This window comes from Paraburkholderia sp. (assembly GCF_035501035.1).
GTDB lineage: Bacteria > Pseudomonadota > Gammaproteobacteria > Burkholderiales > Burkholderiaceae > Paraburkholderia.
In genome coordinates this window covers 1-25,754 of record NZ_DATJWR010000382.1, presented here as the reverse complement: position 1 = coordinate 25,754, position 25,754 = coordinate 1, and the positions used below count along the sequence as shown (strand labels likewise).

At 66.4% G+C, this 25,754-nt stretch carries 23 protein-coding genes and 1 pseudogene; 5 read left to right on the top strand and 19 right to left on the bottom strand.

The window, feature by feature from the left end; translation table 11 throughout:
* The 8 genes and pseudogenes from eno to VMJ11_RS27660 all read right to left on the bottom strand — a co-directional run.
* Positions 1–429, bottom strand: a pseudogene (gene eno / locus VMJ11_RS27695) (phosphopyruvate hydratase); the annotation flags it as partial.
* 402 nt (positions 430–831) lie between these two features.
* On the bottom strand, positions 832–1,686 hold the full coding sequence (kdsA, locus tag VMJ11_RS27690; RefSeq protein WP_325623752.1) for a 3-deoxy-8-phosphooctulonate synthase: 855 nt from the start codon (positions 1,684–1,686) through the stop codon (positions 832–834).
* On the bottom strand, positions 1,683–3,344 hold the full coding sequence (locus VMJ11_RS27685; protein ID WP_325623750.1) for a CTP synthase: 1,662 nt from the start codon (positions 3,342–3,344) through the stop codon (positions 1,683–1,685). The genes kdsA and VMJ11_RS27685 overlap by 4 nt, the downstream gene beginning before the upstream one ends.
* Positions 3,345–3,529: 185 nt before the next feature.
* Complete coding sequence (locus VMJ11_RS27680; protein WP_325623754.1) at positions 3,530–4,333, bottom strand: alpha/beta hydrolase; 804 nt, start codon at positions 4,331–4,333, stop codon at positions 3,530–3,532.
* 75 nt (positions 4,334–4,408) lie between these two features.
* On the bottom strand, positions 4,409–7,057 hold the full coding sequence (locus VMJ11_RS27675) for a ComEC/Rec2 family competence protein (RefSeq protein ID WP_325623748.1): 2,649 nt from the start codon (positions 7,055–7,057) through the stop codon (positions 4,409–4,411).
* 81 nt (positions 7,058–7,138) lie between these two features.
* Positions 7,139–7,927 (bottom strand): TatD family hydrolase, encoded by a 789-nt coding sequence (locus tag VMJ11_RS27670; RefSeq protein WP_325623747.1) that lies wholly within the window; start codon positions 7,925–7,927, stop codon positions 7,139–7,141.
* Positions 7,928–7,949: 22 nt separating this feature from the next.
* Entirely contained in the window at positions 7,950–8,681 is a 732-nt protein-coding gene (lolD, locus tag VMJ11_RS27665; RefSeq protein ID WP_325623745.1) for a lipoprotein-releasing ABC transporter ATP-binding protein LolD, read from the bottom strand.
* Positions 8,674–9,927, bottom strand: coding sequence for a lipoprotein-releasing ABC transporter permease subunit (locus tag VMJ11_RS27660; protein WP_325623743.1), 1,254 nt, complete (start codon positions 9,925–9,927; stop codon positions 8,674–8,676). The genes lolD and VMJ11_RS27660 overlap by 8 nt, the downstream gene beginning before the upstream one ends.
* 309 nt (positions 9,928–10,236) lie before the next feature.
* Between VMJ11_RS27660 and VMJ11_RS27655 the strand changes: the two genes are divergently transcribed.
* The 5 genes from VMJ11_RS27655 to VMJ11_RS27635 all read left to right on the top strand — a co-directional run bounded on the left by VMJ11_RS27655 (position 10,237) and on the right by VMJ11_RS27635 (position 17,164).
* Entirely contained in the window at positions 10,237–11,361 is a 1,125-nt protein-coding gene (locus VMJ11_RS27655; RefSeq protein ID WP_325623741.1) for a regulator, read from the top strand.
* 33 nt (positions 11,362–11,394) lie between these two features.
* The gene (recJ, locus tag VMJ11_RS27650) at positions 11,395–13,101 is read left to right on the top strand and encodes a single-stranded-DNA-specific exonuclease RecJ (RefSeq protein WP_325623739.1); all 1,707 of its coding nucleotides are present in this window, start codon (positions 11,395–11,397) and stop codon (positions 13,099–13,101) included.
* 145 nt (positions 13,102–13,246) lie between these two features.
* Positions 13,247–14,351, top strand: a protein-coding gene (prfB, locus tag VMJ11_RS27645; RefSeq protein WP_325623737.1) for a peptide chain release factor 2 whose coding sequence is annotated in 2 segments (ribosomal slippage) — positions 13,247–13,327 and positions 13,329–14,351 — 1,104 coding nt in all. Because the reading frame shifts where the segments join, the coding sequence is not laid out codon by codon here.
* A gap of 226 nt (positions 14,352–14,577) precedes the next feature.
* Positions 14,578–16,113 carry a lysine--tRNA ligase gene (gene lysS, locus VMJ11_RS27640; RefSeq protein WP_325623735.1) on the top strand — a complete coding sequence of 512 codons (1,536 nt, stop codon included), beginning with the start codon at positions 14,578–14,580 and terminating at the stop codon, positions 16,111–16,113.
* Positions 16,114–16,429: 316 nt separating this feature from the next.
* Positions 16,430–17,164 (top strand): glycine zipper 2TM domain-containing protein, encoded by a 735-nt coding sequence (locus tag VMJ11_RS27635; RefSeq protein ID WP_325623733.1) that lies wholly within the window; start codon positions 16,430–16,432, stop codon positions 17,162–17,164.
* A gap of 126 nt (positions 17,165–17,290) precedes the next feature.
* Here the strand turns inward: VMJ11_RS27635 and iscX are convergent, their stop codons facing one another.
* From iscX to VMJ11_RS27580, 11 genes are all read right to left on the bottom strand, one after another.
* The gene (gene iscX, locus VMJ11_RS27630; protein ID WP_325623731.1) at positions 17,291–17,488 is read right to left on the bottom strand and encodes a Fe-S cluster assembly protein IscX; all 198 of its coding nucleotides are present in this window, start codon (positions 17,486–17,488) and stop codon (positions 17,291–17,293) included.
* Positions 17,489–17,511: 23 nt separating this feature from the next.
* Entirely contained in the window at positions 17,512–17,853 is a 342-nt protein-coding gene (fdx, locus tag VMJ11_RS27625; RefSeq protein WP_069265529.1) for an ISC system 2Fe-2S type ferredoxin, read from the bottom strand.
* 182 nt (positions 17,854–18,035) lie between these two features.
* A complete protein-coding gene (gene hscA, locus VMJ11_RS27620; RefSeq protein WP_325623728.1) occupies positions 18,036–19,907 on the bottom strand; it encodes a Fe-S protein assembly chaperone HscA in 1,872 nt (623 codons plus the stop codon).
* A 95-nt stretch (positions 19,908–20,002) separates the two neighbouring features.
* Positions 20,003–20,551: a Fe-S protein assembly co-chaperone HscB gene (gene hscB / locus VMJ11_RS27615; protein WP_325623726.1), complete on the bottom strand. Its 549-nt coding sequence runs from the start codon at positions 20,549–20,551 to the stop codon at positions 20,003–20,005.
* A 75-nt stretch (positions 20,552–20,626) separates the two neighbouring features.
* A complete protein-coding gene (gene iscA / locus VMJ11_RS27610) occupies positions 20,627–20,950 on the bottom strand; it encodes an iron-sulfur cluster assembly protein IscA (RefSeq protein ID WP_325623724.1) in 324 nt (107 codons plus the stop codon).
* A 146-nt stretch (positions 20,951–21,096) separates the two neighbouring features.
* Positions 21,097–21,501 (bottom strand): Fe-S cluster assembly scaffold IscU, encoded by a 405-nt coding sequence (gene iscU / locus VMJ11_RS27605; RefSeq protein WP_325623722.1) that lies wholly within the window; start codon positions 21,499–21,501, stop codon positions 21,097–21,099.
* 93 nt (positions 21,502–21,594) lie between these two features.
* Positions 21,595–22,818, bottom strand: coding sequence for an IscS subfamily cysteine desulfurase (locus tag VMJ11_RS27600; RefSeq protein WP_325623720.1), 1,224 nt, complete (start codon positions 22,816–22,818; stop codon positions 21,595–21,597).
* A 78-nt stretch (positions 22,819–22,896) separates the two neighbouring features.
* Entirely contained in the window at positions 22,897–23,430 is a 534-nt protein-coding gene (gene iscR / locus VMJ11_RS27595) for a Fe-S cluster assembly transcriptional regulator IscR (protein WP_325623718.1), read from the bottom strand.
* 168 nt (positions 23,431–23,598) lie between these two features.
* Positions 23,599–24,081: a low molecular weight protein-tyrosine-phosphatase gene (locus VMJ11_RS27590; protein ID WP_325623716.1), complete on the bottom strand. Its 483-nt coding sequence runs from the start codon at positions 24,079–24,081 to the stop codon at positions 23,599–23,601.
* Positions 24,082–24,232: 151 nt separating this feature from the next.
* Positions 24,233–24,463, bottom strand: coding sequence for a hypothetical protein (locus VMJ11_RS27585; RefSeq protein WP_325623714.1), 231 nt, complete (start codon positions 24,461–24,463; stop codon positions 24,233–24,235).
* A gap of 157 nt (positions 24,464–24,620) precedes the next feature.
* The coding region (locus tag VMJ11_RS27580; protein WP_325623712.1) for a lactate utilization protein B at positions 24,621–25,754 on the bottom strand (1,134 nt) is incomplete at its 5' end.

Sequence of the window (25,754 nt, the reverse complement as noted above, 5' to 3'; positions counted from 1 at the left end):
CGGCAGTTGCATCGCGCCCGAGCCGCCGAAGTAGCGGTACAGCGGCAGGCCGGCTTCTTCAGCGGCAGCCTTTGCGACGGCCATCGAAACGGCCAGCATCGCGTTCGCGCCGAGACGCGACTTGTTGTCGGTGCCGTCGAGCTCGAGCAGGGTCTTGTCGAGGAACGCTTGTTCCGACGCGTCGAGGCCCATGATCGCCTCGGAGATTTCGGTGTTGATGTGCTCCACGGCCTTCAGCACGCCCTTGCCGTTGTAGCGGCCGGCTTCGCCGTCGCGCAGCTCGATCGCCTCGCGCGAGCCCGTCGATGCGCCCGACGGCACCGCTGCGCGGCCCATCGTGCCCGATTCGAGCAGCACGTCGCATTCGACAGTGGGATTGCCGCGCGAATCCAGGATCTCGCGACCGATGATATCTACGATTGCACTCATGGTTTCCTCAGGAAATGACAGTAATTCTTGCGCGACCGGCGCCGCCTGCTGCATTGGCCCCCGAGGCGCAGTTTCTGCGCTCGCTCGGGGCACACCGTCACATGGGGCAGGCGGCGCGGTCGTCGGGTTCAACTTGCCGCAGCGCGCTGGCCGTCTTCGAACGACCCGCGCGCTGCCACGCTGCCTTGTGCATCTCGCGCGGCGCTTGCCCGGCTGCGCATAGCATGATGCCGATTCATGACACCTGCGATACGCCCGGCCCTGCGCCGCGCTGCTCCTCCATCGCGCCGCTCATGCAATCGAAGCAGCGCGCACTACAACACACTACGTACTGCGCGTAACTCTCTGTGACTGCGGGTGACCGCGCACGGCTGGCGCGTCACTGCACACGCATTTGCGCGCTCAGTTGAAGTCGCTTTCGAGGAACGGCGTGCGCTTGACCGCCTGGTCGAGCGTCACGAGCGTTTCGAGCAGGTCCGCCATGCGGTTCAGCGGCACGGCATTCGGACCGTCGGACTTTGCCTCGGCAGGCTTCGGGTGAGTCTCCATGAAGAGGCCCGCCACGCCCGTTGCCACGGCCGCGCGCGCGAGCACCGGCACGAACTCGCGCTGGCCGCCCGAACTCGTGCCCTGGCCGCCCGGCAACTGCACCGAGTGGGTCACGTCCATCACCACCGGCGCGCCGGTCTCGCGCATGATCGCGAGCGAGCGCATGTCCGAGACAAGGTTGTTGTAGCCGAACGAGACACCGCGCTCGCACGCGAGGAAGCGGTCTTCGGAAAGCCCCGCCTCACGCGCCGCGTCGCGCGCCTTGTCGATCACGTTCTTCATGTCGTGCGGCGCGAGGAACTGGCCTTTCTTGATGTTGACCGGCTTGCCCGAACGCGCGCACGCGTGGATGAAGTCGGTCTGGCGGCACAGGAACGCGGGCGTCTGCAGCACGTCCACGACCGAAGCCACGGCCCCGATCTCATCTTCCGAGTGCACGTCGGTCAGCACGGGCAAGCCGAGCTGGCGCTTCACTTCGGAAAGGATGCGTAGGCCCTCGTCCATCCCGAGGCCGCGAAACGACTTGCCGCTCGAACGATTGGCCTTGTCGTAGGACGACTTGTAGATGAACGGAATGCCGAGCTTCGCGGTGATTTCCTTCAGGCGGCCAGCCGTGTCGATCGTCATCTGCTCCGACTCGACGACACAGGTGCCCGCAATCAGGAAGAACGGCTTGTCGAGGCCAACCTCGAAACCGCACAGGTTCATGCTTTCTCCTCGGCGCGCGAGAGCTGGTGCGCGAGCGCCGCTTCGACATACGCCTTGAAGAGCGGATGGCCGTCACGCGGCGTGGACGTGAATTCCGGGTGGAACTGGACGCCAACGAACCACGGGTGCATGTCGCGCGGCAGCTCCATCATTTCCGGCAGGTCTTCGCTCGGGGTACGGGCGCTGATGATAAGGCCACCGGCCTCGAGCTTGGGCACGTAGCCGTTATTGACTTCATAACGGTGACGGTGACGCTCGTTCACGTCCTTGCCATAGATCTCTGCCGCAAGCGTGCCGGGCTTGATCGGGCAACGCTGGGAACCGAGGCGCATCGTGCCGCCGAGGTCCGAGTCTTCGCTGCGCTTCTCAACCTTGCCTTCGCGATCGGCCCATTCGGTGATGAGCGCGACGACGCGGTCCGGCGTGTCCGGATCGAATTCCGTGCTGTTCGCGTGCTTCAACCCCACCACGTCGCGCGCGAATTCGATCACGGCGAGCTGCATGCCGAGGCAGATGCCGAGGTACGGCACCTTTGCTTCGCGGGCGTATTGAATCGCCTTGATCTTGCCTTCGGTGCCGCGACGGCCGAAACCGCCCGGCACGAGAATCGCGTCGAGATGCTTGAGGCTTTCCACGCCCTCTTCGTCGATCTGCTCGGAATCGATGTATTCGATGTTGACCCGGGTCGACGTCTTGATCGACGCATGGCGCAGCGCTTCGATGAGCGACTTGTACGACTCCGTCAGATCGACATACTTGCCGACCATGCCGATCGTGACTTCATGCTTCGGATGCTCGAGCTTTTCGACCATCTCCGCCCACACCGAAAGGTCGGCGGGCTTCGCGGAGAGCTTCAGCTCGTCGCAGACGATCGAATCGAGGCCCTGGTCGTGCAGCATCTGCGGGATCTTGTAGATGCTGTCCGCGTCCCACACCGAGATCACGGCGTCTTGCGGCACGTTCGAGAAGAGCGAAATCTTCTGGCGCTCGTCGTCGGGAATTGGACGGTCGGCGCGACAGAGCAGCACGTTCGGATAGATACCGATTTCGCGCAGCTTCTGCACGCTGTGCTGCGTGGGCTTGGTCTTAAGTTCGCCGGCCGTGGCGATGAACGGCACCAGCGTGAGGTGCACGAAGCATGCGCTGTTGCGGCCGAGGCGCAGGCTCATCTGACGCGCGGCCTCGAGGAACGGCAGCGATTCGATGTCGCCCACCGTGCCGCCCACTTCGACGATCGCGACATCGGGCTCACCACAGGTGGCCGACGCTGCGCCGCGCTCGACGAACGCCTGGATCTCGTTCGTGATGTGCGGAATGACCTGCACGGTCTTGCCCAGATAATCGCCGCGGCGCTCCTTGCGGATCACCGATTCGTAGATCTGGCCCGTGGTGAAGTTGTTGGCCTTGCGCATCTTCGTGCTGATGAAGCGCTCATAGTGGCCGAGGTCGAGGTCGGTTTCCGCTCCGTCTTCCGTCACGAACACTTCGCCGTGCTGAAACGGGCTCATCGTGCCGGGGTCGACGTTGATGTAGGGATCGAGCTTGAGGAGGGTGACTTTCAGACCGCGCGATTCGAGGATCGCGGCGAGGGAGGCGGCGGCAATACCCTTGCCAAGGGATGAAACTACGCCGCCGGTGACGAAAACATATTTGGTCATCGCTGGATGCTCGCGGGAAAAACGGATTATACCGTAAAGCAAGGGCTAACCCTGAATTTTGAGCAATCCGGATGTGGATGTGCGATGCGTCGCGCCCCGCCCTCGCCGCCTCGGCCAGGACGCCACCGAAGCGCACGCGCGTTCGCCAGGCTCGGGCGATGCGGCAGTGACGAGGGCGTGTCGGTTCAGGCGCCGTTTTCCATCGAGTACAGCATGCGCTGCACGGCGCGCGCGGTTTCGATGGGTCGCTCCATGGGGTACAGATGGCTGCCCTCGATCCACTCGAAACGTTCGCCCGCTATGCGCCGCGTCGCCGCCAGCCCGACCTGGCGAATTTCCCGCGATTCGGTCCCGGCGACGAAGCTGACCGGCACCGGCGAGCCATGCACGAGGCGTGCGCCGAGCGTATGCGGCAGCGTGCGGTAGATCATGTATTCGGTGTGGCGGTCGAAGGCGAGCGTGCGGCTGCCGTCGGACGCGGTCTGAGGAATGCCGAAGTCGATGTAGTCGGACAGCACGCGCTCATCCCAGCGCGCGAACGCAGGCTTCGAATGGAAGTGCCGCCACGCCTCGTCGCGGCTCGCCCAGTTCGTGCGGCGCGTGCGCGTGGCGGCCGCGGGCGAGATGCGCTCGTCGAGACCGGTCCACTGCGACACCCGCAGCATGCTGCTGCGCCAGCCCGCTATCACTGGCGAATCGAGCATCACCACGCCCTTCACCCATTGCGGCTTTCTGAGCGCGGCCATCAGCGATAAATAGCCGCCGAGCGAATGGCCGACGAGCCATACCGGCTCTTCATAGCTGCGCTCGATGTCCTCGAGCAACTGCTCGACGAGATGCGGCCAGTCGCGCGTAACGGGAAATCGTGCGTCGTGGCCAATGCGCTCGATGTAGCGCAGCTCATAGTTGTCGCCGAGCTCGGCGAAGAACGTGCGATACGTCGAGGCGGGAAAGCCGTTCGCGTGCGAGAAGTGAATGACGTTTTTCAAGGGCACGTTGTCTCTCTATTGTTGATCTCTACGGCTGCTCTCGTTATTGGTATGCGCTTCGATCGGCCCGGCGCGTCAGTCCTGCGACTGCGGGTCCATCCAGTAACGGCGCCCGGTGTCGCGATAGCGCTCGACGGCGAGTGCGCCCGGGCGCGCCTCGATACGTACGGCGCCGTCCGCGTCGCTGCGCGCGAGCACGATATGACGCGCCGCGTAGCGTGCATGAACGCCCGGATGCGGGTGATGAAAGCGGTTCAGATAGCCTACCTGAAATATCGCGACGAGCGGCCAGACAGAGTCGAGGAACGGTTCAGTCGACGAGGTGCGGCTGCCATGATGCGGCACGACCAGCACCTGCGCGCGCAACCGCGCTGCATCGCGTGCAACGAGCGTGCGTTCTTCTCCCGCTTCGATGTCGGCGGTGATCAACGCCGAGACGGGCTCGCCCTGTGCGGTGGCCGGCGCATCTGCTGTAGCTGGAGGCACCGCCGTCGATACCCGAAGCACGCAACAATGCGCATTGGGTTTGCCCGAGAGCGGGCCGGGGTCCGGCCAGAGCACTTCGAAATCGACGCCATCCCACCGCCAGCGCTGGCCGGCGGCGCACTGCACGGTCTGCGCGCCCTGCGCCCGCGCGTTCGACCACAACGGATGCGCGGGCAGGATGCCCGCTACGAATGTTCCGACGCCGATCGATTCGAGCACCGCCGGCGCGCCGCCCGAATGGTCGGAATCGTCGTGGCTGATCATGAGCGCGTCGAGCTGGCGCACGCCATGCGCCTCCAGATACGGCACGACGATGCGCTCGCCTGCCTGCGTCGATTCGGGGCCTGGGCCTGCGTCGAAGAGCAACGTGTGCCGTGCCGTCTCGACCAGCACCGAAGTGCCCTGCCCGATGTCGAGCGCCGTGAGCCGGAAGCCACCCGGCGGCGGACCCGTGGGCGCGTGCACGAGAAGCGGCAGCCAGGTGAACGGCGCGAGCCAACGCAGCGGCCAGCCGCGCGGCGCGAGACACCACGCCACGCCCACGGCCGCACAGGCGAGCGGCCACGCGCCGGGCTGCGGCAGGCGCAGGAGCGCCCAAGGGAGGCTTTCGAAGGCGCCTAGCGCCACTGTCAGCCACTCGAGGCAGGTGTGCGCCGCGCGCAGCGCGAAAGCGTCGAGCGGCACGGGCAGCGCCGCACTCGCGATCACCGCAGGCGTGACGAGCACACTCACCCAGGGAATCGCGAAGGCGTTGGCGAACGGGCCGACTAGCGGTATCTGCGCGAACCAGCAAGCCGTGAGCGGCGCGAGCGCCACCGTCACCGCCCATTGCACACGTGCGCTGTCGCCGGCGCGCGAGAGCGCGCGCTGGGCAGCCGCGCGCCATCCGCCGCGTGGCGAAACGGCGGCGCCGAGGCGCCGTGGCCAGCCATCACTTACAGCCGACTCGCTTCGGTCGCGCATGGGATCGACGTCCTCCGCGGCAGGATCTCGCGGTGCATCCCTGCGCACGCGCGGCACGCCGTTCGCAGCGAACAGTATTGCCGCGACGGCGCAAAACGAGAGCCAGAAACCCGCGGCCGTCACTGCCCAGGGGTCGCGCAACAGCACGAGGCCGAGCGCCCACGCGAGCACGTGCGAACGCGCAAGCTCGCGGCCACCGAAAAGCGCGAGCGCCGCCACCGCCAGCATCCAGAGCGCACGCTGCACCGGGACGTTGAAGCCGGCGAGCGCCGCATAGACACCCGCCGCCAGCAACGCGCCCGCCACGGCCACCTTCTGCGCCGGCACGAGCAGCGGCGCTTCCATGCCGCGCCACCGCAGGCGCCGCCAAAGGGCGCCCACCATCCAGCCCGCGAAACCCGCGACGAAAGCGAGATGGAGCCCCGAAATCGCCACCAGATGGCTCGTGCCCGTGTTGCGCATGAGCCGCCAATCGGCGTCGCTGACCGCGTCCTGTGCTCCCGTTGCAAGCGCGACGACGATGCCGCGATGCGGAGCGTCGCCGAGCACCGCGTCGATACGCGCGCGCAGCGCAGCGCGTGCGCGCTCAATGCGCACACTCACGCCACGCGCATCTGCAGGAAGACGCATGGCGCGCTGCGGGTCGCTCACGTAGCCGGTGGCGCGCACGCCGCGTTCAAGCAACGCGGCTTCGGTGTCGCGCAGGCCGAAATTGCCGTTGCCATGCGGCCGCTTGAGCCGCACCGCCAGGCGCCAGCGCTCGCCTGCGACGAGCGGCGGCAGCGGCGCAGCGCGTGGCACCCAGGCGAGCTGGATCAAGCGCGGCAGCCTTGCGCGAGACTCACGCCCGCCCCAGGATTCGACACGAAAGAGAAAGCTCGCGCCATTCGCGCCGTACGAAGGCAAGCTCGAGATATAGCCGATGATGTCGAGATCGCGCGTCTGCCAGGCGGCGGGAAGCGCTTCGGCGAGCCGCAGTTCGGCGCGCCACGCCGCGTAGCCGAAACCGGCACAGCCCGCAGCGAGCCACACTGCCGCCCAACCGGTCGCAATGCGCAAGCGTTGTCCGCGTTGTTCACTGGCCACGCCCTGTGAGCGGCCCTCGATTCCACACGATTCGTTCAACGCCGGCGCCCCGCCAAGCGCCCAGATCGACCACCCAAGCGCAAGCAAGGCCGTCGCGACGAGCGCAACCCACGCGCCCCACCCCGGCAATGCCGCCTGCCGCTGCAACGTGATCACGCCCAGCGCAAACCCGCACCAAATCGCCCGCATGCCGCCTCCTCGCAACGAGGGGGCGAAAAGCGTCCAACGCGCTGCGCGGCACCCCTGCCGCGCACACCACCCTGGAACCGATTATGCAGACGAAAGCGCGAGCCGCGGCAGCGCCACCGCTGCGTTAGCCGTCGTGCCAAGGGCGAGTTCCGCGGCGCTCAAGCCACGCAAGCCTGCGAGCACGGCGCCGATGCGCGGGACCTGGTCGGGCGTGTTGCGCTCGCGGTAGAGCCAGGCCGGCGAGATGTCGGGCGCGTCGGTTTCCATGACGATCGCCTCGAGGGGCAACTGCTCCGCGAGCCGGCGGATCTGCAGCGCACGTTCGAACGTGACATTGCCACCGAAGCCCAGATGCATGCCGTGATCGATGAACGCACGCGCCTGCTGGAAGCTGCCGTTGAATGCGTGCGCGATACCGCTCCTCACACCATTGCGCCGCAGCCCGCTCAACACCTGATCCTGCGACTTGCGCACATGGCAGATCGCCGGCAACCCGAACTCGCGGGCAAGGCGCAACTGTGCATCGTAGAAGTACTGCTGGCGCGCATCGTCGAGGCCAGGTACGAAATAATCGAGCCCGATCTCGCCGACGCCGACGAAGCACGGATCGTCGAGACTCGCCTCGATCTCGCGACGCAAATGCTCCAGATCCTCGTCACGCGCCTGCGGTGTATAGAGCGGATGGATGCCGAGCGCGTAGACCGCGCCTTCGGTGCGGTGCGCGAGCGCACGCACCGTCGCGAAGTTTTCGCGCGCCACCGCCGGGATCACGATACGTGAGACGCCCGCCGCACGCGCGGCCGCCGCGACCGCGTCGCGGTCTGCGTCGAACTCGGCGGCGTCGAGATGGCAGTGCGTGTCGATCCACATGATGGGCGCGCCCTTTGCCGTATCAGACCGGTACGACCGGTTCCTCTTGCAGCGTGCCATCGCGCAGGCGCACGATGCGGTCGCACCGCGCCGCCAGATCCGGGTCGTGCGTCACGATCACGAAGCTCGTACCGAACTGGTCGGAGAGTTCGAGCATGAGGTTGAACACGGTGTCCGCCGTGCTGCCGTCGAGGTTGCCCGTGGGCTCGTCGGCCAGCACGCACGCGGGCTTGGTCACGAGCGCCCGTGCGATCGCCACGCGCTGGCGCTCGCCGCCCGAAAGCTCGCCCGGCCGGTGCCGCGCGCGATGCGCGAGGCCCACGCGATCGAGCATCGCGAGCGCCTCCGCGCGCGCGTCTTCCTGCGTCATGCGGCGAATGCGCAGCGGCATCGCCACATTGTCGAGCGCCGAGAATTCGGGCAGCAGATGGTGGAACTGATAGACGAACCCAAGCGCGCGATTGCGCAGCTCGTTGCGCTCGCGCTCGGAAAGCTCGGTGAACGGTTTGCCGAGTATCGAAACCTTGCCTGCGCCCGGCTCGTCGAGACCGCCCAGCACGTGCAGCAGCGTGCTTTTGCCCGAGCCCGATGCGCCCACCACGGCGAGCTTCTCGCCGCGCTTCACTTTCAGCTCGGTGTCGTGCAGCACCTTGACGGAGAGTGCGCCCTCCCCGAACACCTTCGAAACGCCTTGCGCCTCGAGCACGTACGGGTAGTCGCCGGCCGCGGCATTGATCGGTTGACGGTCATTCATAGCGCAGCGCCTCCGCGGGACGAACCTTGGCCGCACGCCAGCTCGGGTAGAGCGTCGCGAGCGCGGAGAGCACGAACGCAATGACGCCGATGCGGATCACGTCGGAGGCGACGAGTTCCGAAGGCAGCTCGCTGATGAAATACACCGAAGGCGGCAGGAACTGTACGCCGAGCAGATGCTCGATCATCGGCACGGTCCACGGAATGCTCCACGCAATCAGGCAGCCGAGCGCGATGCCGATGCCCGTGCCGACGAACCCAATCGTCACGCCCTGCACGACGAAGATCTTCATGATCGAGCCCGGCTGCGCGCCGAGCGTGCGCAGGATCGCGATATCGGCCTGTTTGTTGGTGACGGTCATGACGAGGGAGGAAACGAGATTGAACGCCGCGACCGCGATGATGAGCGTGAGGATGATGAACATCATGCGCTTTTCGATCTGCACGGCGGAGAACCAGGTCTTGTTCTGCTGCGTCCAGTCGCGGATATAGAGGTCGCCCGAGAGCGTGTGCACGAGCTGGCGCGCGACGGCGGGCGCGCGCTGCATGTCCTTCAGTCGCAGGCGCACGCCGCTCGGGGCACCGAGGCGATAGAGCACTTCGGCGTCGCGGATGTTCACGAGCGCGAGCGTGCTGTCGTACTCGTAGTGACCCGACTCGAACACGCCCACCACCGTAAACTGCTTCAGGCGCGGCAACATGCCGGCCGGCGTGATCGAACCCTCGGGCGCGACCAGGGTGACCTTGTCGCCCACCATCACGCCGAGGCTCACGGCGAGATCCGAGCCGAGCACGATGCCGAAGCTGCCCGGCGTGAGATCGTTGAGACTGCCCGCCTTCATCTCCTTGCCGATGTCCGAGACCTGCGGCTCTTCCGAGGGCTCGACGCCGCGCAGCGCGACACCGTTCACGCTGTCGCCGCGCGTGAGCAGCGCCTGCGCGTCGACGTAGGGCGCCGCGCCAATCACTTCGGGATTGGTCTTTGCTTCCTTCGCGGTGAGCTGCCAGTCGGGCATCGTGCCCGTGGGCGAAAAGATCTCGATGTGCGCGAGCACGGAGAGCATGCGGTCGCGCACGTCGCGCTGGAAGCCGTTCATCACCGAGAGCACGACGATCAGCGCCGCGACGCCGAGCGCGATGCCCGACATCGAGACGAGCGCGATGAACGAGATGAAACCGTTGCCGGTCGTGCGCTTGCCGGCGCGCGTGTAGCGCCAGCCTATCTGCCATTCGTAGGGGAGTTTCAAGCGAATCCTTTTTGCGACTTCATTGCGCTCCGGTGACGCTGACCTTGGGGTCACAGCGCCATAGATGTCCGGAGAATATCGTGCCGGTTCGGGCGGCGATCAAGCGCGAAGTTTGCCACACTGGCGGCACTTCACGGACTTTCGCGCGAAACCATCGGGATGCCGGAGGTCTTTCGCACGCTCTCTGCTTCGAGCCGCTTTTCGGCCACGAGTGCCGCAGCCGGGGGCGAACGGACATCAGAGCGGACACGCGAACGAACCCCGAACGAACACCGAAGCCAGGCCCGGCCCGCTAAGTGCCGAAGTACAATGCGCACCATCATGCCCGCCGACCGACTTCATCTCCTCATTCCCTTTGCCTTGCCCTCCGCGGCGAGCGCCTCCACAGCGCTCGCGGGCCTCGACTATCCAGCGCTCGCGAAACTGGTTGCGCGCGCGACGCTCGGCGAACAGGTGATCGGCGAGGACTTCCAGCGCACGCTGCCGCACGAGCGCTGGGTGGCGCGCCAGTTCGGCGCGCTCGCAGCCGCGGGCGCCGGCAATGCGAAGCCCGCACCGGCCGCCGACGACGAAGCGCCACTCGCGCCGTACATGCTGCTCGCCGACGGCGGCACGCCGGGCACAGCCACGTGGGCATGCGTGCAGCCCGTGCACGTGCGCATTGCCCACGATCACCTCGTGCTGATCGACCCCGCCTCGCTAGAACTCGCCGACGCCGACGCCGCCACGCTCTACACGGTCGCGAAGCCGCTGATCGAGGAACTGGGCGTACGCGTCGAGGCTCCGACGCCGCTGCGCTGGTATCTCTCGTCCGACGCGTTCGGCACCCTCGCAGGCGCTTCGCCGTTGCGCGCGAGCGGTCGCAACATCGAGATCTGGCTGCCGCACGAGGCCCACTCGGGCCAGCGCTCGCGCGCCTGGATGAAGGTGCAGAACGAAGTGCAGATGGCATGGTTCGAGCACCCCGTCAACGAAGCGCGCGAGGCGCGTGGCCTGCCCGCCGTCAACTCGATCTGGTTCCATGCGCAGGGCGCGCTGCGCGCCGTGACGAGCCCGTTCGCGCGCGTGCGCTCCGATGCCGCTGCGACGCGCGGCCTCGCGCTCGCCGCGAAGGCCGAAGTGGGGGCCGCGCCCTCGACGTTCGAAGCGCTCACGAACTCGCTGAACCGCTCGGGCACGGGCACGACGCTCGTCGAGCTGGATCCGTTCTCGATGGCCTTCATCGAGCAGGACTGGGGCCGCTGGAACGCCGCCTTCGCGCAACTCGAGCGCGACTGGTTCGCTCCCGCGCTCGCGGCGCTGCAAGCGGGCTCGCTCGCCGCGCTCGACTTCACGCTATGCGGCGACACCGGCTCGGTCACGCTCTCCGTCACGCGCGGCGATCTGCGCAAGTTCTGGCGCCGGCGCGGCTTCGCGTCACTTTTTGTCGAATGATCAACGAATGACCTCTTTCTCCCAACGCCTCGCATGACCCGAATCGTCACCCGTGCCTGCTCGCCCGTCGACACTGAAGTGCTCGTGCGCCACGGCCTGCACCCGGTGCTCGCGCGCCTCTACGCCTCGCGCGGCGTGTGTCAGCCCGACGAGATCGAAACCGGCTTCGCGCGCCTGATCCCGCCCGCCGGCATGAAGGGCCTCGCCGAAGCCGCCGTGCTGCTCGCCGACGCCCTCGCCGCAAAGCGCCGCATGCTCGTCGTCGCCGATTACGACTGCGACGGCGCCACGGCCTGCGCCGTGGCCGTGCGCGGCCTGCGCATGCTCGGCGCGCAGATCGACTATCTCGTGCCGAACCGTTTCGAGTACGGCTACGGCCTCACGCCGGAGATCGTCGCGCTCGCGGCCCAACGCAAGGGCGGCCGGCCGGACCTGCTGATCACCGTCGATAACGGCATCGCGAGCGTCGAAGGCGTCGAGGCCGCAAACGCGCTCGGCATCGACGTACTCGTGACCGACCACCACCTGCCCGGCGACACACTGCCCGCCGCACGCGCCATCGTCAATCCGAACCAGCCGGGCTGCGAATTCCCGAGCAAGTGCATCGCGGGCGTGGGCGTGATGTTCTACACGCTGCTGGCGCTGCGCGCCGAGTTGCGCAAGCGCGGCGCGTTCAGCGAAGCGAATCCCGAGCCCCGCCTCGATGGCCTGCTCGACCTCGTCGCGCTCGGCACCGTCGCCGATGTCGTGAAGCTCGACTGCAACAACCGCGTGCTCGTCGCGCAGGGCCTGCAGCGCATCCGCAACGGGCGCATGCAGCCGGGTATCGCCGCGCTCTTTCGCGCCGCGGGCCGCGATGCGAAAAGCGCGTCGGGCTTCGACATGGGGTTCGCGCTCGGGCCGCGCCTGAATGCGGCGGGCCGGCTTTCGGACATGTCGCTCGGCATCGAGTGCCTGACCACCGACGACGTGGGCCGCGCCTGGGAGCTTGCGCAGCAGCTCGATTCGATGAACCGAGAGCGCCGCGAAATCGAGGCGGGCATGCAGCAGCAGGCCCTCGCCGACCTCGCCGAGGTCGATCCGCAGGGCAAAGCCACGCTCACGCTGTTCAACCCCGGCTGGCACCAGGGCGTGATTGGCATCGTCGCGGGGCGGCTCAAGGAGCGCTTCCACCGCCCCTCGTTCACCTTCGCGCCCGCCGACGATGAGGGCGAAATCGTGAAAGGCTCGGGCCGATCGATCCCCGGATTCCATTTGCGCGACGCCGTCGATCTGATCTCGAAGCGCGAGCCGGGCCTCATCCACAAGTTCGGCGGCCACGCGATGGCCGCTGGCCTCACGATCGCCGCCGCCGACGTGCCGCGCTTTGCCGCCGCCTTCGAGCGCGTGGGCCGCGAGTGGCTCACGGAAGAAGCGCTCGCGCGCACCGTAGAAACCGACGGCGACCTCGAAGACGCCTATTTCACGCCCGATTTCGTGGAGATGCTCGACGCTGCCGTCTGGGGTCAGGGCTTCCCCGCGCCGGTGTTCGCGGGCGAATTCGAGGTGGCCTCGCAGGCGCTCGTGAAGGACAAGCATCTGAAGCTGCAATTGCTGCGCGGCCGCCAGCGCTTCAACGCGATCTGGTTCAATCACACCGAGCCGCTGCCGCAGCACACCACCGTCGCCTACCGGCTCGTGCGCGACACCTGGAACGGCGTCTCGCGGGTGCAGCTGGTCGTGGAGCACGCGGCGCTTTGACGGGTGCCGCGATAGCCACCACGAAGGGCACCGTGAGGCGCACCGCAAGCAGCGCGCCCGGCGGGCCCCGCATAGGGCGGCGGCGCCCTTGATGTATGGCCAATCGGCTATAATTGCGTGTTTTACACGCCGGATCACGACACAAATGGAAGCGGAACGTCTCAACGCGATCGAAGCCTCTTTGGCGGACCTGCGCTCACGCGCGGGCGAGCTACGGGGGTATCTTTGACTACGATGCCAAGTCCACGCGACTGATCGAAGTCAACCGCGAGCTCGAAGACCCGAACGTCTGGAACGACGCGAAGCACGCCCAGGGGCTCGGCAAGGAAAAGAAGCTGCTCGAGGGCGTCGTGCATGTGCTCGACGGCATCGAGAACGACACGCGCGACACGCAGGACCTCTTCGAGATGGCGCGCGAGGAAGACGACGAAGATACGCTCGTTGCCTGCGAGGCCGACGCCGCTGAAATCGAAAAGCGCGTGGCCGACGTCGAGTTCCGCCGCATGTTCGCGAATCCGGCCGACCCGAACAACGCCTTCATCGACATCCAGGCCGGCGCCGGCGGCACCGAGGCTTGCGACTGGGCGTCGATGCTGCTGCGCCAGTATCTGCGCTACTGCGAGCGCAAGGGCTTCAAGACCGAAGTGCTCGAAGAGTCCGAGGGCGACGTGGCCGGCATCAAGAGCGCGACGATCAAGGTCGAAGGCGAATACGCCTACGGCTTCCTGCGCACCGAAACCGGCATTCACCGCCTCGTGCGCAAGTCGCCGTTCGACTCGTCGGGCGGGCGTCATACGTCGTTCTCGTCGGTGTTCGTGTATCCGGAGATCGACGACTCGTTCGAGATCGACATCAATCCGGCCGATCTGCGCATCGACACGTTCCGCGCTTCGGGCGCGGGCGGTCAGCACATCAACAAGACCGACTCCGCCGTGCGTATCACGCACATGCCGTCGGGCATCGTCGTGCAGTGCCAGAACGACCGCTCGCAGCACCGCAACCGCGCCGAAGCCATGGCAATGCTGAAGTCGCGCCTGTACGAAGCCGAAATGCGCAAGCGCCAGTCCGAGCAGGACAAGCTCGAAGCGGGCAAGTCGGACGTGGGCTGGGGTCATCAGATCCGCTCCTACGTGCTCGATAACAGCCGCATCAAGGACCTGCGCACCAACGTCGAAATCAGCAACACCAAGGCCGTGCTCGACGGCGATCTCGACGACTTCATCAGCGCGAGTCTGAAACAGGGCGTGTAACGCATCACGCTTCACGTGTCATGGGCGGCCTTGCCGCCCTCTCCCGCCGCGCCGCCTGCCTCGATCGCCGGGCAGCGGCGCGCCGCGGGAACCGAAGTCCGCCATCCGCGCCACACAAACACTGCGAGGCGCTGCGGCCCGCAAGGCGCGACGCCGGGGCCGCGAAGCTGAAACATCCGCTGCAATATCCGCCGCAACATCCGCGAATCGAACAACCCGAGCCATCATGACCGAACCGACCCAGCCGAACGCGCCCAGCACCGCGCCCGAACTCGACGACAACCAGATCATCGCCGAGCGACGCGAGAAGCTGCGCGCGCTGCGCGAGGCGGGCGTCGCCTATCCGAACGACTTCCGCCCGACCCACCACGCCGCCGATCTGCAGCGCGACTACGCCGACACCGACAAGGACGCGCTCGAATCCAAGGCGCTCGAAGTCGCGGTCGCGGGCCGCATGATGCTCAAGCGCGTGATGGGCAAGGCGAGCTTCGCGACGGTGCGTGACGGCTCGGGTCAGATCCAGTTCTTCATCACGCCGGCCGACGTGGGCGAAGCGACCTACGAAGCGTTCAAGAAGTGGGACCTCGGCGACATCGTCGCGGCAAAGGGCGTGCTGTTTCGCACCAACAAGGGCGAGCTCTCGGTGCGCTGCACGGAACTGCGCCTGCTCTCGAAGGCGCTGCGCCCGCTGCCGGACAAGTTCCATGGCCTGTCCGACCAGGAAATGCGCTATCGCCAGCGCTACGTCGACCTGATCGTCACGCCCGAAGCGCGCCAGACCTTCCAGGCGCGCACGAAGGCGATTTCGTCGGTGCGCCGCATCATGGCCGACGCCGGCTTCATGGAAGTCGAAACGCCGATGCTGCACCCGATCCCGGGCGGCGCGGCGGCCAAGCCGTTCGTCACGCACCACAACGCGCTCGACATGCAGATGTTCATGCGCATCGCGCCCGAGCTCTATCTGAAGCGCCTGATCGTGGGCGGCTTCGAGCGCGTGTTCGAAATCAACCGGAATTTCCGTAACGAGGGCGTGTCGCCGCGCCACAACCCGGAATTCACGATGATGGAGTTCTATGCCGCGTACACCGACTACGCATGGCTCATGGACTTCACCGAGCAGTTGATCCGCCAGGCCGCGATCGATGCGACCGGCAGCGCCGTTCTGACCTATCAGGGCCGTGAACTCGATCTCTCGAAGCCGTTCCATCGCCTGACCATTACGCAGGCGATCCAGAAGTACGCGCCGCAGTACACGAACGAACAGCTCGCGGATGCCGCGTTCCTGCGCACCGAGCTCAAGAAGTTTGGCGTCGACACGAACCAGCCGGCGTTCCTGAACGCGGGCGTGGGTTCGCTGCAACTGGCGCTCTTCGAAGAGACCGCCGAATCGCAGCTGTGGGAGCCGACGTACATCATCGACTACCCGGTGGAAGTCTCGCCGCTCGCGCGCGCCTCGGACACGCTGCCCGGCGTCACCGAGCGCTTCGAGCTCTTCATCACGGGCCGCGAGATCGCCAACGGCTTCTCGGAACTCAACGATCCGGAAGACCAGGCCGCCCGCTTCAAGAAGCAGGTCGAGCAGAAGGATGCCGGCGACGAGGAAGCCATGTACTACGACGCCGACTACATCCGCGCACTCGAGTACGGCATGCCCCCGACGGGCGGCTGCGGCATCGGCATCGATCGTCTGATCATGCTGCTCACGGATAGCGCGAGCATCCGCGACGTCATCCTCTTCCCGCACCTTCGCCGCGAAGACTAAGCGACGCGGCTCGTACGAAGACGGGGCGCCTGCGGTTCAGGCCGCATGCGCCCCGTTTTTTTCGCCGTCTATTCAGGTTCATTTGTAACCATCGGTAAAACGTGCCGGCTGATGCGGCGCGTACGGCGGGCACGTCGATTGCACCCGTGTGAGAACCCGCTGGAAACCCGCGCCATGTTTCGGCGCGCGACGAACGCGCCCTCTTCCCCTTCGTCGCCACCACGGCGCCGGGTTACAGATTGAAACGCCCAGGGAGTCAGATTGGCTCAAACTCGGTTTCACAAGAGAGCCAACTCTGCAAAAGACGGAGCCTGTCATGAACTCAACTGAACCAACCACGCCGAAACACCGCCTCAATCCGCTGATCGCCACCGCGGCGGCGGCCGTCATCGTCGCGTGCCTTGCGGCCACCGCGGCCATCACCGGCGTCTTCCCGAGAGCCTCCAGCACCAGCGACCAGAACGCGCGGGTCCAGACGGGCCAGACGGCGATGATGGCGTCGCAGCCGGTGGTCGATTCGACGAAGCCGGTGCAAGCCTCGCAATACGCGCAGAACGCCCAGATTGCAGCTGACGAAGCGCAACCAGCCCCGGCGCAAACGCAGGCGCCGGCAGCCGCACCGGCCGCAGCACCCACCGCCGCGCAGCAGCAGCACGGCCAACCGCCGCAGCAGCCCGCGCAACAGTACACGCAGGAAGCGCCACCCGCACAGGCCGCGTGCTCGACGTGCGGCACCGTCGTCGCGATCTCCGAGGTCAAGCATGAAGGCCACGGCACCGGCATCGGCGCCGTGGGCGGCGCGGTGGCCGGCGGCGTGATCGGCAACCAGTTCGGCGCGGGCGGCGGGCGCACCGCCATGACGCTGCTCGGCGCACTCGGCGGCGGCCTGGCCGGCAACTCGGTCGAAAAGCACATTCGCAGCACGACGAGCTATTCGGTGCGCGTGCACATGGAAGACGGCAAGACGCGCTACTTCACGTATCACGAAGCGCCGCCGTTCCAGCAAGGCCAGCGTGTGCGCGTGGAGCGCGGCACACTGGTCGCCGCCTGATCGATTGAACACAAGCGCGCGACCAGAGCGCGGCGCAACAAAAAAGGCGATTCGCCCATCAGCGAATCGCCTTTTTCTTGCTGGCCGCGCCTCGTGCCGGCGCAGTGACGTATCGGTAGTCCGGAATCAGTAGTCCGCGTCTTCGATCCATGCAGCCTGGATCGCCTCCAGAATTCTCTCGTTCGAGCGCTCGGGATCGTCGTCGAAGCCATCGAGCTCGGTGATCCAGCGGTGCAGATCGGTGAAGCGCACGTATTGCGGATCGACGTCCGGATGCGTATCCGTCAACGCCATCGCGATGTCCTGCGTATCGGTCCATTTCATGGCTGCCCGCTCCTCTCAGTGGCTCAGTGGTTTTCCTTCGCGTGGTTGATCGAGTAACGCGGGATCTCGACCACCAGGTCGTCGTTCTCGGGCACGATGGCCTGACACGACAGCCGCGACGTCGGCTCCAGCCCCCACGCCTTGTCGAGCAGATCGTCCTCGTCTTCCTCGGACGGCACGAGTGCATCGAAACCTTCGCGCACGATCACGTGACAGGTCGTGCAGGCGCACGACTTCTCGCATGCGTGCTCGATTTCGATGCCGTGTTCGAGCAGTGCGTCGCACACGCTCTCACCCGGCTTGGCGTCGATGACCGCACCCTCCGGGCACAGTTCGACATGGGGCAGCACCACGATTTGAGGCATTTGATTTCCGTATCCAATAACTTTCACATCGGGCGCACGCCCCGTCAGCGACGGCGGCATGTGCCCATTCTACTGGCGCCGCGTGCCGCGCTGCATCGGGAAAGCACGCACGCGCGGCGGCGTTCGCGAACGCCACTTTCGCCGTTATCCTGTCGAGTTTCTAGCCGTGTTCAGCCGCGCTTTCAGCCGATCTCGTCGAGCCTCTTGCCCGCCAACGCGCGCTTGATGCCCTTGTCCATACGGCGTGCAGCGAACTCGTCGGTACCCTCGGCGAGCGACTTCGTCGCCGCTTCGATCGCGCCGGCATCCTCGCCCTGCGCCACCTGCGCGAGCGCGGCGATCAGCGTTTCGAGCTGCGCACGCTCGGCCTCGTCGAGCAGTTCGCCGTCGGCGGCGAGCGCCGCGTTCGTCGCTTCGATGATGCGCTGCGCCTCGACCTGCGCCTCGCGCAGCGCGCGGGCGCGCATGTCGACCTCGGCCGTCTTGAAGCTGTCTTCGAGCATGCGCGCCACCTCGTCGTCGGCGAGGCCGTAGGACGGCTTCACGACCACCGAAGCCTCCACGCCCGAATGCTGCTCGCGCGCGAACACGGACAGCAGGCCGTCCGCGTCCACCTGGTAGGTCACGCGAATGCGCGCCGCGCCCGCCGCCATCGGCGGAATGCCGCGCAGCTCGAAGCGCGCGAGCGAGCGGCAGTCGGCCACGAGCTCGCGCTCGCCCTGCACCACGTGAATCGCCATGGCCGTCTGACCGTCCTTGAAGGTCGTGAAGTCCTGCGCACGCGCGACCGGAATCGTGGAGTTGCGCGGAATGATCTTCTCGACGAGGCCGCCCATCGTCTCCACACCGAGCGAGAGCGGGATCACGTCGAGCAGCAGCCAGTCGTCGTCGCCGCCGCGGTTGCCCGCGAGCAGGTCGGCCTGGATCGCCGCGCCGAGCGCGACCACCTGGTCCGGGTCCAGGTTCGTGAGCGGCGCCTGGCCGAAGAACTGCTCGACTGCGCGGCGAATCACCGGCATGCGCGTCGCGCCGCCCACCAGCACCACACCCTTCACGTCCTTCGCGGCCACCTTGGCATCGCGCAGCGCCTTGCGCGTGGGCGTGAGCGTGCGCTGCACGAGTTCTTTCGTGAGCGCCTCGAAGCTCGGCTCGTCGATCGTCAGCGCAATCGGCTTGCCGCTCGACAGCGCAACCTCGATACGCACCTCGGGCGCCGACGAGAGCGCTTCCTTCGCGTCGCGCACGCGATCGAGCAGGAGGCGCACGTCTTCGGGCGCGAGCGTCGCGGCTTCGATGCCGGCCTGCTCCAGCACCCATGCGAAGAGCGCATGGTCGAAGTCGTCGCCGCCGAGCGCGGAGTCGCCGCCCGCCGCCAGCACCTCGAAAACACCCTTCGTGAGCTTGAGAATCGACAGGTCGAAGGTGCCCCCGCCAAGGTCGTAGACCGCGTAGAGACCCTCGGAGCCGTTGTCGAGGCCATAGGCGATCGCGGCCGCAGTCGGCTCGTTGAGCAGGCGCAGCACGTTCAGGCCCGCGAGACGCGCGGCGTCCTTGGTCGCCTGGCGCTGCGCTTCGTCGAAGTAAGCCGGCACCGTGATGACGGCGCCGACGAGGTCGTCGCCGAGCGTGTCTTCCGCGCGCTGGCGCAGGGTCGCGAGAATTTCCGCCGAGACTTCGACCGGGCTCTTCACCCCGTCCACGGTCTGGATCTGCACCATGCCCGGGGCGTCGACGAACGCGTAGGGTGCGTTGGCCGCCCCCTCCACTTCGGCCTTGCCGCGGCCCATGAAGCGCTTGACCGAGACGATCGTGTTGCGCGGATCGGTGGCGGCCTCCGCCTTCGCGGCGCGGCCAATGCGGCGGCCGCCGTTCGCGAGATAGCGGACGACCGACGGAAGCAGCACGTGACCGTGCTCGTCGGGCAACACGTCGGGCACGCCGCTGCGCACCGCGGCAACCAGCGAGTTCGTCGTGCCGAGGTCGATGCCGACGGCGAGTCGCCGCTGATGCGGCGCCGGCGCCATGCCGGGTTCGGAGATTTGCAGTAAGGCCATCTGAGTGATCTGCTTGTTAACCTGGTGGGCCCGAGGCCCGATATCCGTACGACGTTGTGCGTTGTGTGCTCGACCAGCGGCGCCTGGCTGGGGGACTAGCCTTCGAGGCGCTCGATCTGCGCGTCGATCTCGCCCGCCACGCGCTCGATGAACATGAGCTGCCGCACCGCTTCGGCCGCCGGCTGGTTCGAGCCGCTTGCGAGCAGTGCCGCAAGCTTCGTGAAGCGCACGCGTTCGTCGTCGCGCAGCTCGCTCGCCAACGCGTCGAGGGCGTCGATGTTCTTCGCACCTACCGCGTCTTCGATCGCTTCGCGCCACTCCATCTGCTGCATGAGGAACGCGGGCTCCATCGCCGTATTGTTCTCGGCGCCGACGTCGATGCCACGCAGATGCAGCAGGTACTTCGCACGCTTGAGCGGATCGCGCAACGTCTGATACGCCTCGTTCGTGCGCGTGGCCCACTGCATCGCGATGCGCTTTTGCGCCTCGCCGGCAGCGGCGAAGCGGTCGGGGTGCACCTGCGCCTGGACCGTGCGGTAAGCGTGGTCGAGCGCGTTAGCGTCGATCTCGAACTGCTCGGGCAGCCCGAACAGCACGAAATGGCTGTCGGAGAGCGACCGGGACGGCGTGGAAGGCGAGCTCATCGGTTCAAACGTTCTGGTGGGACCATGAAAATCAAAAAGGCGGCACAGGCCGCCTTTTCACCGCTGTGCGCGGGCTCAAACGCGGAAGGACTCGCCGCAGCCGCACTCGTCCTTCACATTCGGGTTATTGAACTTGAAGCCCTCGTTCAGCCCTTCGCGCACGAAGTCGAGCTGCGTGCCATCGATATAGGCGAGGCTCTTCGGGTCGACGATCACCTTCACGCCATGGCTCTCGAACACGTTGTCCTCGGGTGCGAGCTCGTCGACGTACTCGAGCTTGTACGCGAGGCCCGAGCAGCCCGTCGTGCGCACGCCGAGGCGCAGGCCCACGCCCTTGCCGCGACGGGTCAGGTACTTCTGCACGTGCTGTGCCGCTTTTTCTGTCAACGTAATTGCCATAGCGTCTTCGCCGCGCCCCGCGCCGTCCGGTCGGGCTTTCGCCCAACCCTTGCGTCGCGACGCAACCCTGTTGCATCCAAAATCGTTAGTCCCGCGGCGCCGCACCCGTGGGTCCGGCGCCGTTCTGCGTATGCCCCGCGCGCCGCTCAGGCCGCGTCGGCCTTCGCTTGCGTCGTGTGACGCTCACGGTAGTCGGCGACCGCTGCCTTGATCGCGTCTTCCGCGAGGATCGAGCAGTGGATCTTCACCGGCGGCAGCGCCAGTTCTTCGGCGATCTGCGTGTTCTTGATCGAGAGCGCCTGGTCGAGCGTCTTGCCCTTCACCCACTCGGTCACGAGCGAGCTCGAAGCGATGGCCGAGCCGCAGCCATACGTCTTGAACTTCGCGTCTTCGATCACGCCGTCCGCGCCCACGCGGATCTGCAACTTCATCACGTCGCCGCATGCCGGCGCGCCGACCATGCCGGTGCCCACCGCGTCGTCGTCCTTCGCGAACGAGCCCACGTTACGCGGGTTTTCGTAGTGGTCCAGAACCTTGTCGCTATATGCCATGATCACACTCCTTCAATTCGTTGGCCGCGCTGCACTCAGTTTTCTGCCTGTTGCGCTGCGGCCGGGTCGATGTTCGCTGAACGGCTGCGCGCTTTAGTGCGCCGCCCACTGGATGGTCGAGAGGTCGATGCCGTCCTTGTGCATTTCCCACAGCGGTGAGAGGTCGCGCAGCTTCGCGATCTTCGACTTCAGCAGGTTGATGACGTAGTCCACATCCTGTTCGGTCGTGAAGCGGCCCACCGTGAAGCGGATCGAGCTGTGCGCCAGCTCGTCGTTGCGGCCAAGCGCGCGCAGCACGTACGACGGCTCCAGCGACGCCGACGTGCACGCCGAACCCGACGACACCGCCACGTCCTTCACCGCCATGATCAGCGATTCGCCTTCGACGAAGTTGAAGCTGATGTTCAGGTTGTGCGGGACACGCTTTTCCATGTCGCCGTTCACGTAGGTTTCTTCGATCTCCTGCAGGCCGCGCAGGAGCTTGTCGCGCAGCATGCGCACGCGCTCGTTTTCCGTCGCCATCTCTTCACGCGCGATGCGGAACGCCTCGCCCATGCCGACGATCTGGTGCGTGGCGAGCGTCCCCGAGCGCATGCCGCGCTCGTGACCGCCGCCGTGCATCTGCGCTTCGATGCGCACGCGCGGCTTGCGACGCACGTACAGCGCGCCGATGCCCTTCGGGCCATAGGTCTTGTGCGCCGAGAACGACATCAGGTCGACCTTGAGCTTCTGCAGGTCGATGGGCGCCTTGCCGGTGGACTGCGCGGCGTCGACGTGAAAAATGATGCCCTTCTCGCGGCAGATCTCGCCGATCGCCTCGATGTCCTGAATCACGCCGATCTCGTTGTTCACGTGCATCACGGAAACGAGGATCGTATCGGGGCGCAGCGCGGCCTTGAACGCCTCGAGGTCGATCAGACCGTTCTCGAGCACGTCGAGATACGTGACTTCGTAGCCTTCGCGCTCGAGCTCGCGGCAGGTGTCGAGCACGGCCTTGTGCTCGGTCTTCACGGTGATGATGTGCTTGCCCTTGCTCTTGTAGAAGTGCGCGGCGCCCTTGATCGCGAGGTTGTCCGATTCGGTCGCGCCGGAGGTCCAGATGATTTCGCGCGGGTCGGCGTTGACGAGCGCCGCGACCTGCTCGCGTGCTTCCTCGACGGCGCGTTCGGCGGCCCAGCCGTAGGCGTGGCTGCGCGACGCCGGATTGCCGAACTGCTCGCGCAGATACGGAATCATCTTGTCCACCACGCGCGGGTCGACGGGCGTCGTCGCGCTGTAATCCATGTAAATGGGCAGGTGGGGAATGTCGTTATTCATCTATCGCTCCGGGGAATCTTTGTGCTGCGCTGTACTGTGTATTGCTTCATGGCGGCTCACGAGCCACTTATGAGCCGTTCATGAACCCGCCATGTTGAAGATCGAGTTCGGCCCGAGCGGCACCGCCCGCACGGGCTCGACCGCCGGCGTTTCGGCACGGCGGTCGCGCAGGACGGCGGGCGCGGCGCCTTCGCGGGCGCGCTGCTTGTCCACCAGGTCCTTGAGCGACACCGAATCGAGGTACTCGACCATCTTCTGGTTCAGCGTCGACCAGAGTTCGTGCGTCATGCAGTGGCCGTCGTGCTGCTTGGTGCCCTCGCACGCGCCCTTGCCACCGCACTGGGTGGCGTCGAGCGGCTCGTCCACGGCGATGATGATGTCCGCAACCGTGACGTCCTCCGCGCGGCGCGCGAGGTTGTAGCCGCCGCCCGGCCCGCGGACCGATTCGACGATTTCATGACGGCGCAGCTTGCCGAACAGCTGTTCGAGGTACGACAGCGAAATGTGCTGCCGCTGACTGATACCCGCAAGCGTCACCGGGCCCTGCTCCTGGCGCAGGGCCAGGTCGATCATCGCCGTGACGGCGAAACGGCCTTTGGTGGTGAGTCTCATGATGTAGGGGAACCGCAAATCTCGACAATTTTCGTCAAGTATAAATACATGACTAGTTTAGTCAAGTATCCGTACCGTGATTCGGGTTATTAGGCGTGTTGCGAATAGCAACGTTGACGCAATGCCTGCATTCGGTCGGTGCCGCCAAACCGGGTCGCGCCGCTCATTTCAACCCACGAGTTGTGGGCGCAATGCAGCGAGCAGGCCCGCGCAGGCGGCCTCGCACTGATCGAGCACCGTGTCGAAGCCGGCGTCGCCGCCAAAATAAGGGTCGGCGACCACGCGCGATTCGCCCTGCGGCGCGAATTCCATCAGCAGACGGATCTTGTCGCGCCCGGACGCCGGACAAACGCTGTGGAGCGCGGTGACATTGGCGTCGTCCATCGCCACGATCAAATCGAAACGGCCGAAATCCGCGGCTTCGATCTGCCGGGCGCGCAAACGCGCGAGATCATAGCCGCGCAGACTGCCCGCACGCTGGGCGCGCTCATCGGGCGCTTCGCCGATGTGCCAGTCACCCGTGCCCGCCGAATCGACGTCGACACTGCCCGTGAGCCCCGCTTCGTCGACGAGACGCCGCATCACGGCCTCGGCCGTGGGCGAGCGGCAGATATTGCCAAGACAAACGAAACAGACGGAAACCTTTTTCATCGTGGGACGCTGGAGCACCGGCCGGCGTTCCGCGCGCGGCAGGCGATCCGGAATTATACAAAGCGCGCGAAACGCGCGCTGCGCGGCCTGATCGCTTTCGGGACTCCCCGGCTCGCCGGAAGGCGCTGCCGCTGTGTCGCCAGAATGACCATCAGATAGCGTTCGATTGCGGCAGCGTCGCCACGCCGCGCATGGCCTTCACGGGCGCCTTGCCTTCGCTGCCCACGAGCCCGTACGACACGGCGCGCGCAAGCTCGGCCGTAACCTGCTCGGCGGCGAGCGGCATTTGCTGCTCGGCGGTTTTCCATGCATGGACCCATGCGATCGCCGCGAGCGGCACGATCAGCGCCAGCGGCCAGTACACCGTTATTTTCTTTCTCATGATGCGATTCTCTCGACTGTGGAGCGATGAGTGCGGGCGCACTATCGCCAGTCGAGATGATATAGAGAGTCGCAATCAGGAAAAACCCGCCCAAGACGAACACACTGTTGCTCCAAGCTAAATAGTTGGCGCGGAGAACTTGACCGAAACGAGGGCATCAGGCTTTTTCGGGCCGCCGGGTCGTGTCCAGATGCGTGTGCCGTGCCGCGTACAACTCGCGGAACGTGCGCCCGACCGGCGCGGGCATGTCGCGCCCGTTCGTCCAGCCGCGCGCGAGTGGCAGCTTGCGGATGACCCGCGCCGGCCCGCCCATGCGCTCCAGCACCCGCACGCCAAGCTTCGTGAGCAGCGCGTAGGCGCGCGGATGCAGCGCAAACCAGCCCCACGCCGCCAGCGCCGCGCGCTCACCCCAGGGGCGCAGATGCCGCTCCGTCTGCTTCTCGCGCAGCTTGCGCAGCAGGTCGGAAAGCGGAATGCCTACCGGGCAGACGCTGTTGCACTCGCCGCAGAGCGTGGCGGCCTGGGGAAGATCGAGCGCCTTGTCGATGCCGACATAGCTCGGCGTCAGCACCGAGCCCATCGGCCCCGGATAGACCCAGCCATAGGCGTGGCCGCCCACCTTCTGGTAGACCGGACAGTGGTTCATGCACGCGCCGCAGCGAATGCAGCGCAGCATCTCCTGGAATTCGCCGCCGATGAGCCCCGTGCGGCCGCCGTCCACGAGCACGACATACATGTGCTCGGGGCCGTCCTGGTCCTCGGGCCCGCGCGGCCCCGTCAGCATCGAGAAGTAATTCGACGTGGCCTGCCCCGTCGCCGAGCGCGGCAAGAGACGCATGGCCGTGGCAAGGTCTTCCAGCGTGGGCAGCACCTTCTCGATGCCGGTCACGGCCACGTGCACACGCGGCATCACCGTGCACATGCCCTCGTTGCCCTCGTTCGTCACCAGCACCACCGAGCCCGTTTCCGCGACGAGGAAGTTGCCGCCCGTCACGCCCATGTCGGCCGAAAGAAAATGCGGCCGAAGGACCTCGCGGGCCTCGCGCGTCATGTCGGGGATTTCGGTCAGGCGCGGCTTGTCGTGCGTCCTCGCGAAGAGGTCGGCGATCTCGTCCTTGTCCTTGTGGACGACGGGCGCAATGATGTGGCTGGGCGGCTCGTTGTCGTTGATCTGCAGGATGTACTCGCCCAGATCGGTCTCGATCGGCGCAACGCCGGCAGCGGCCAGTGCCTGGTTGAGCCCCGCTTCCTCGGAAAGCATCGACTTCGACTTGGTGGCCTTGCGCACGCC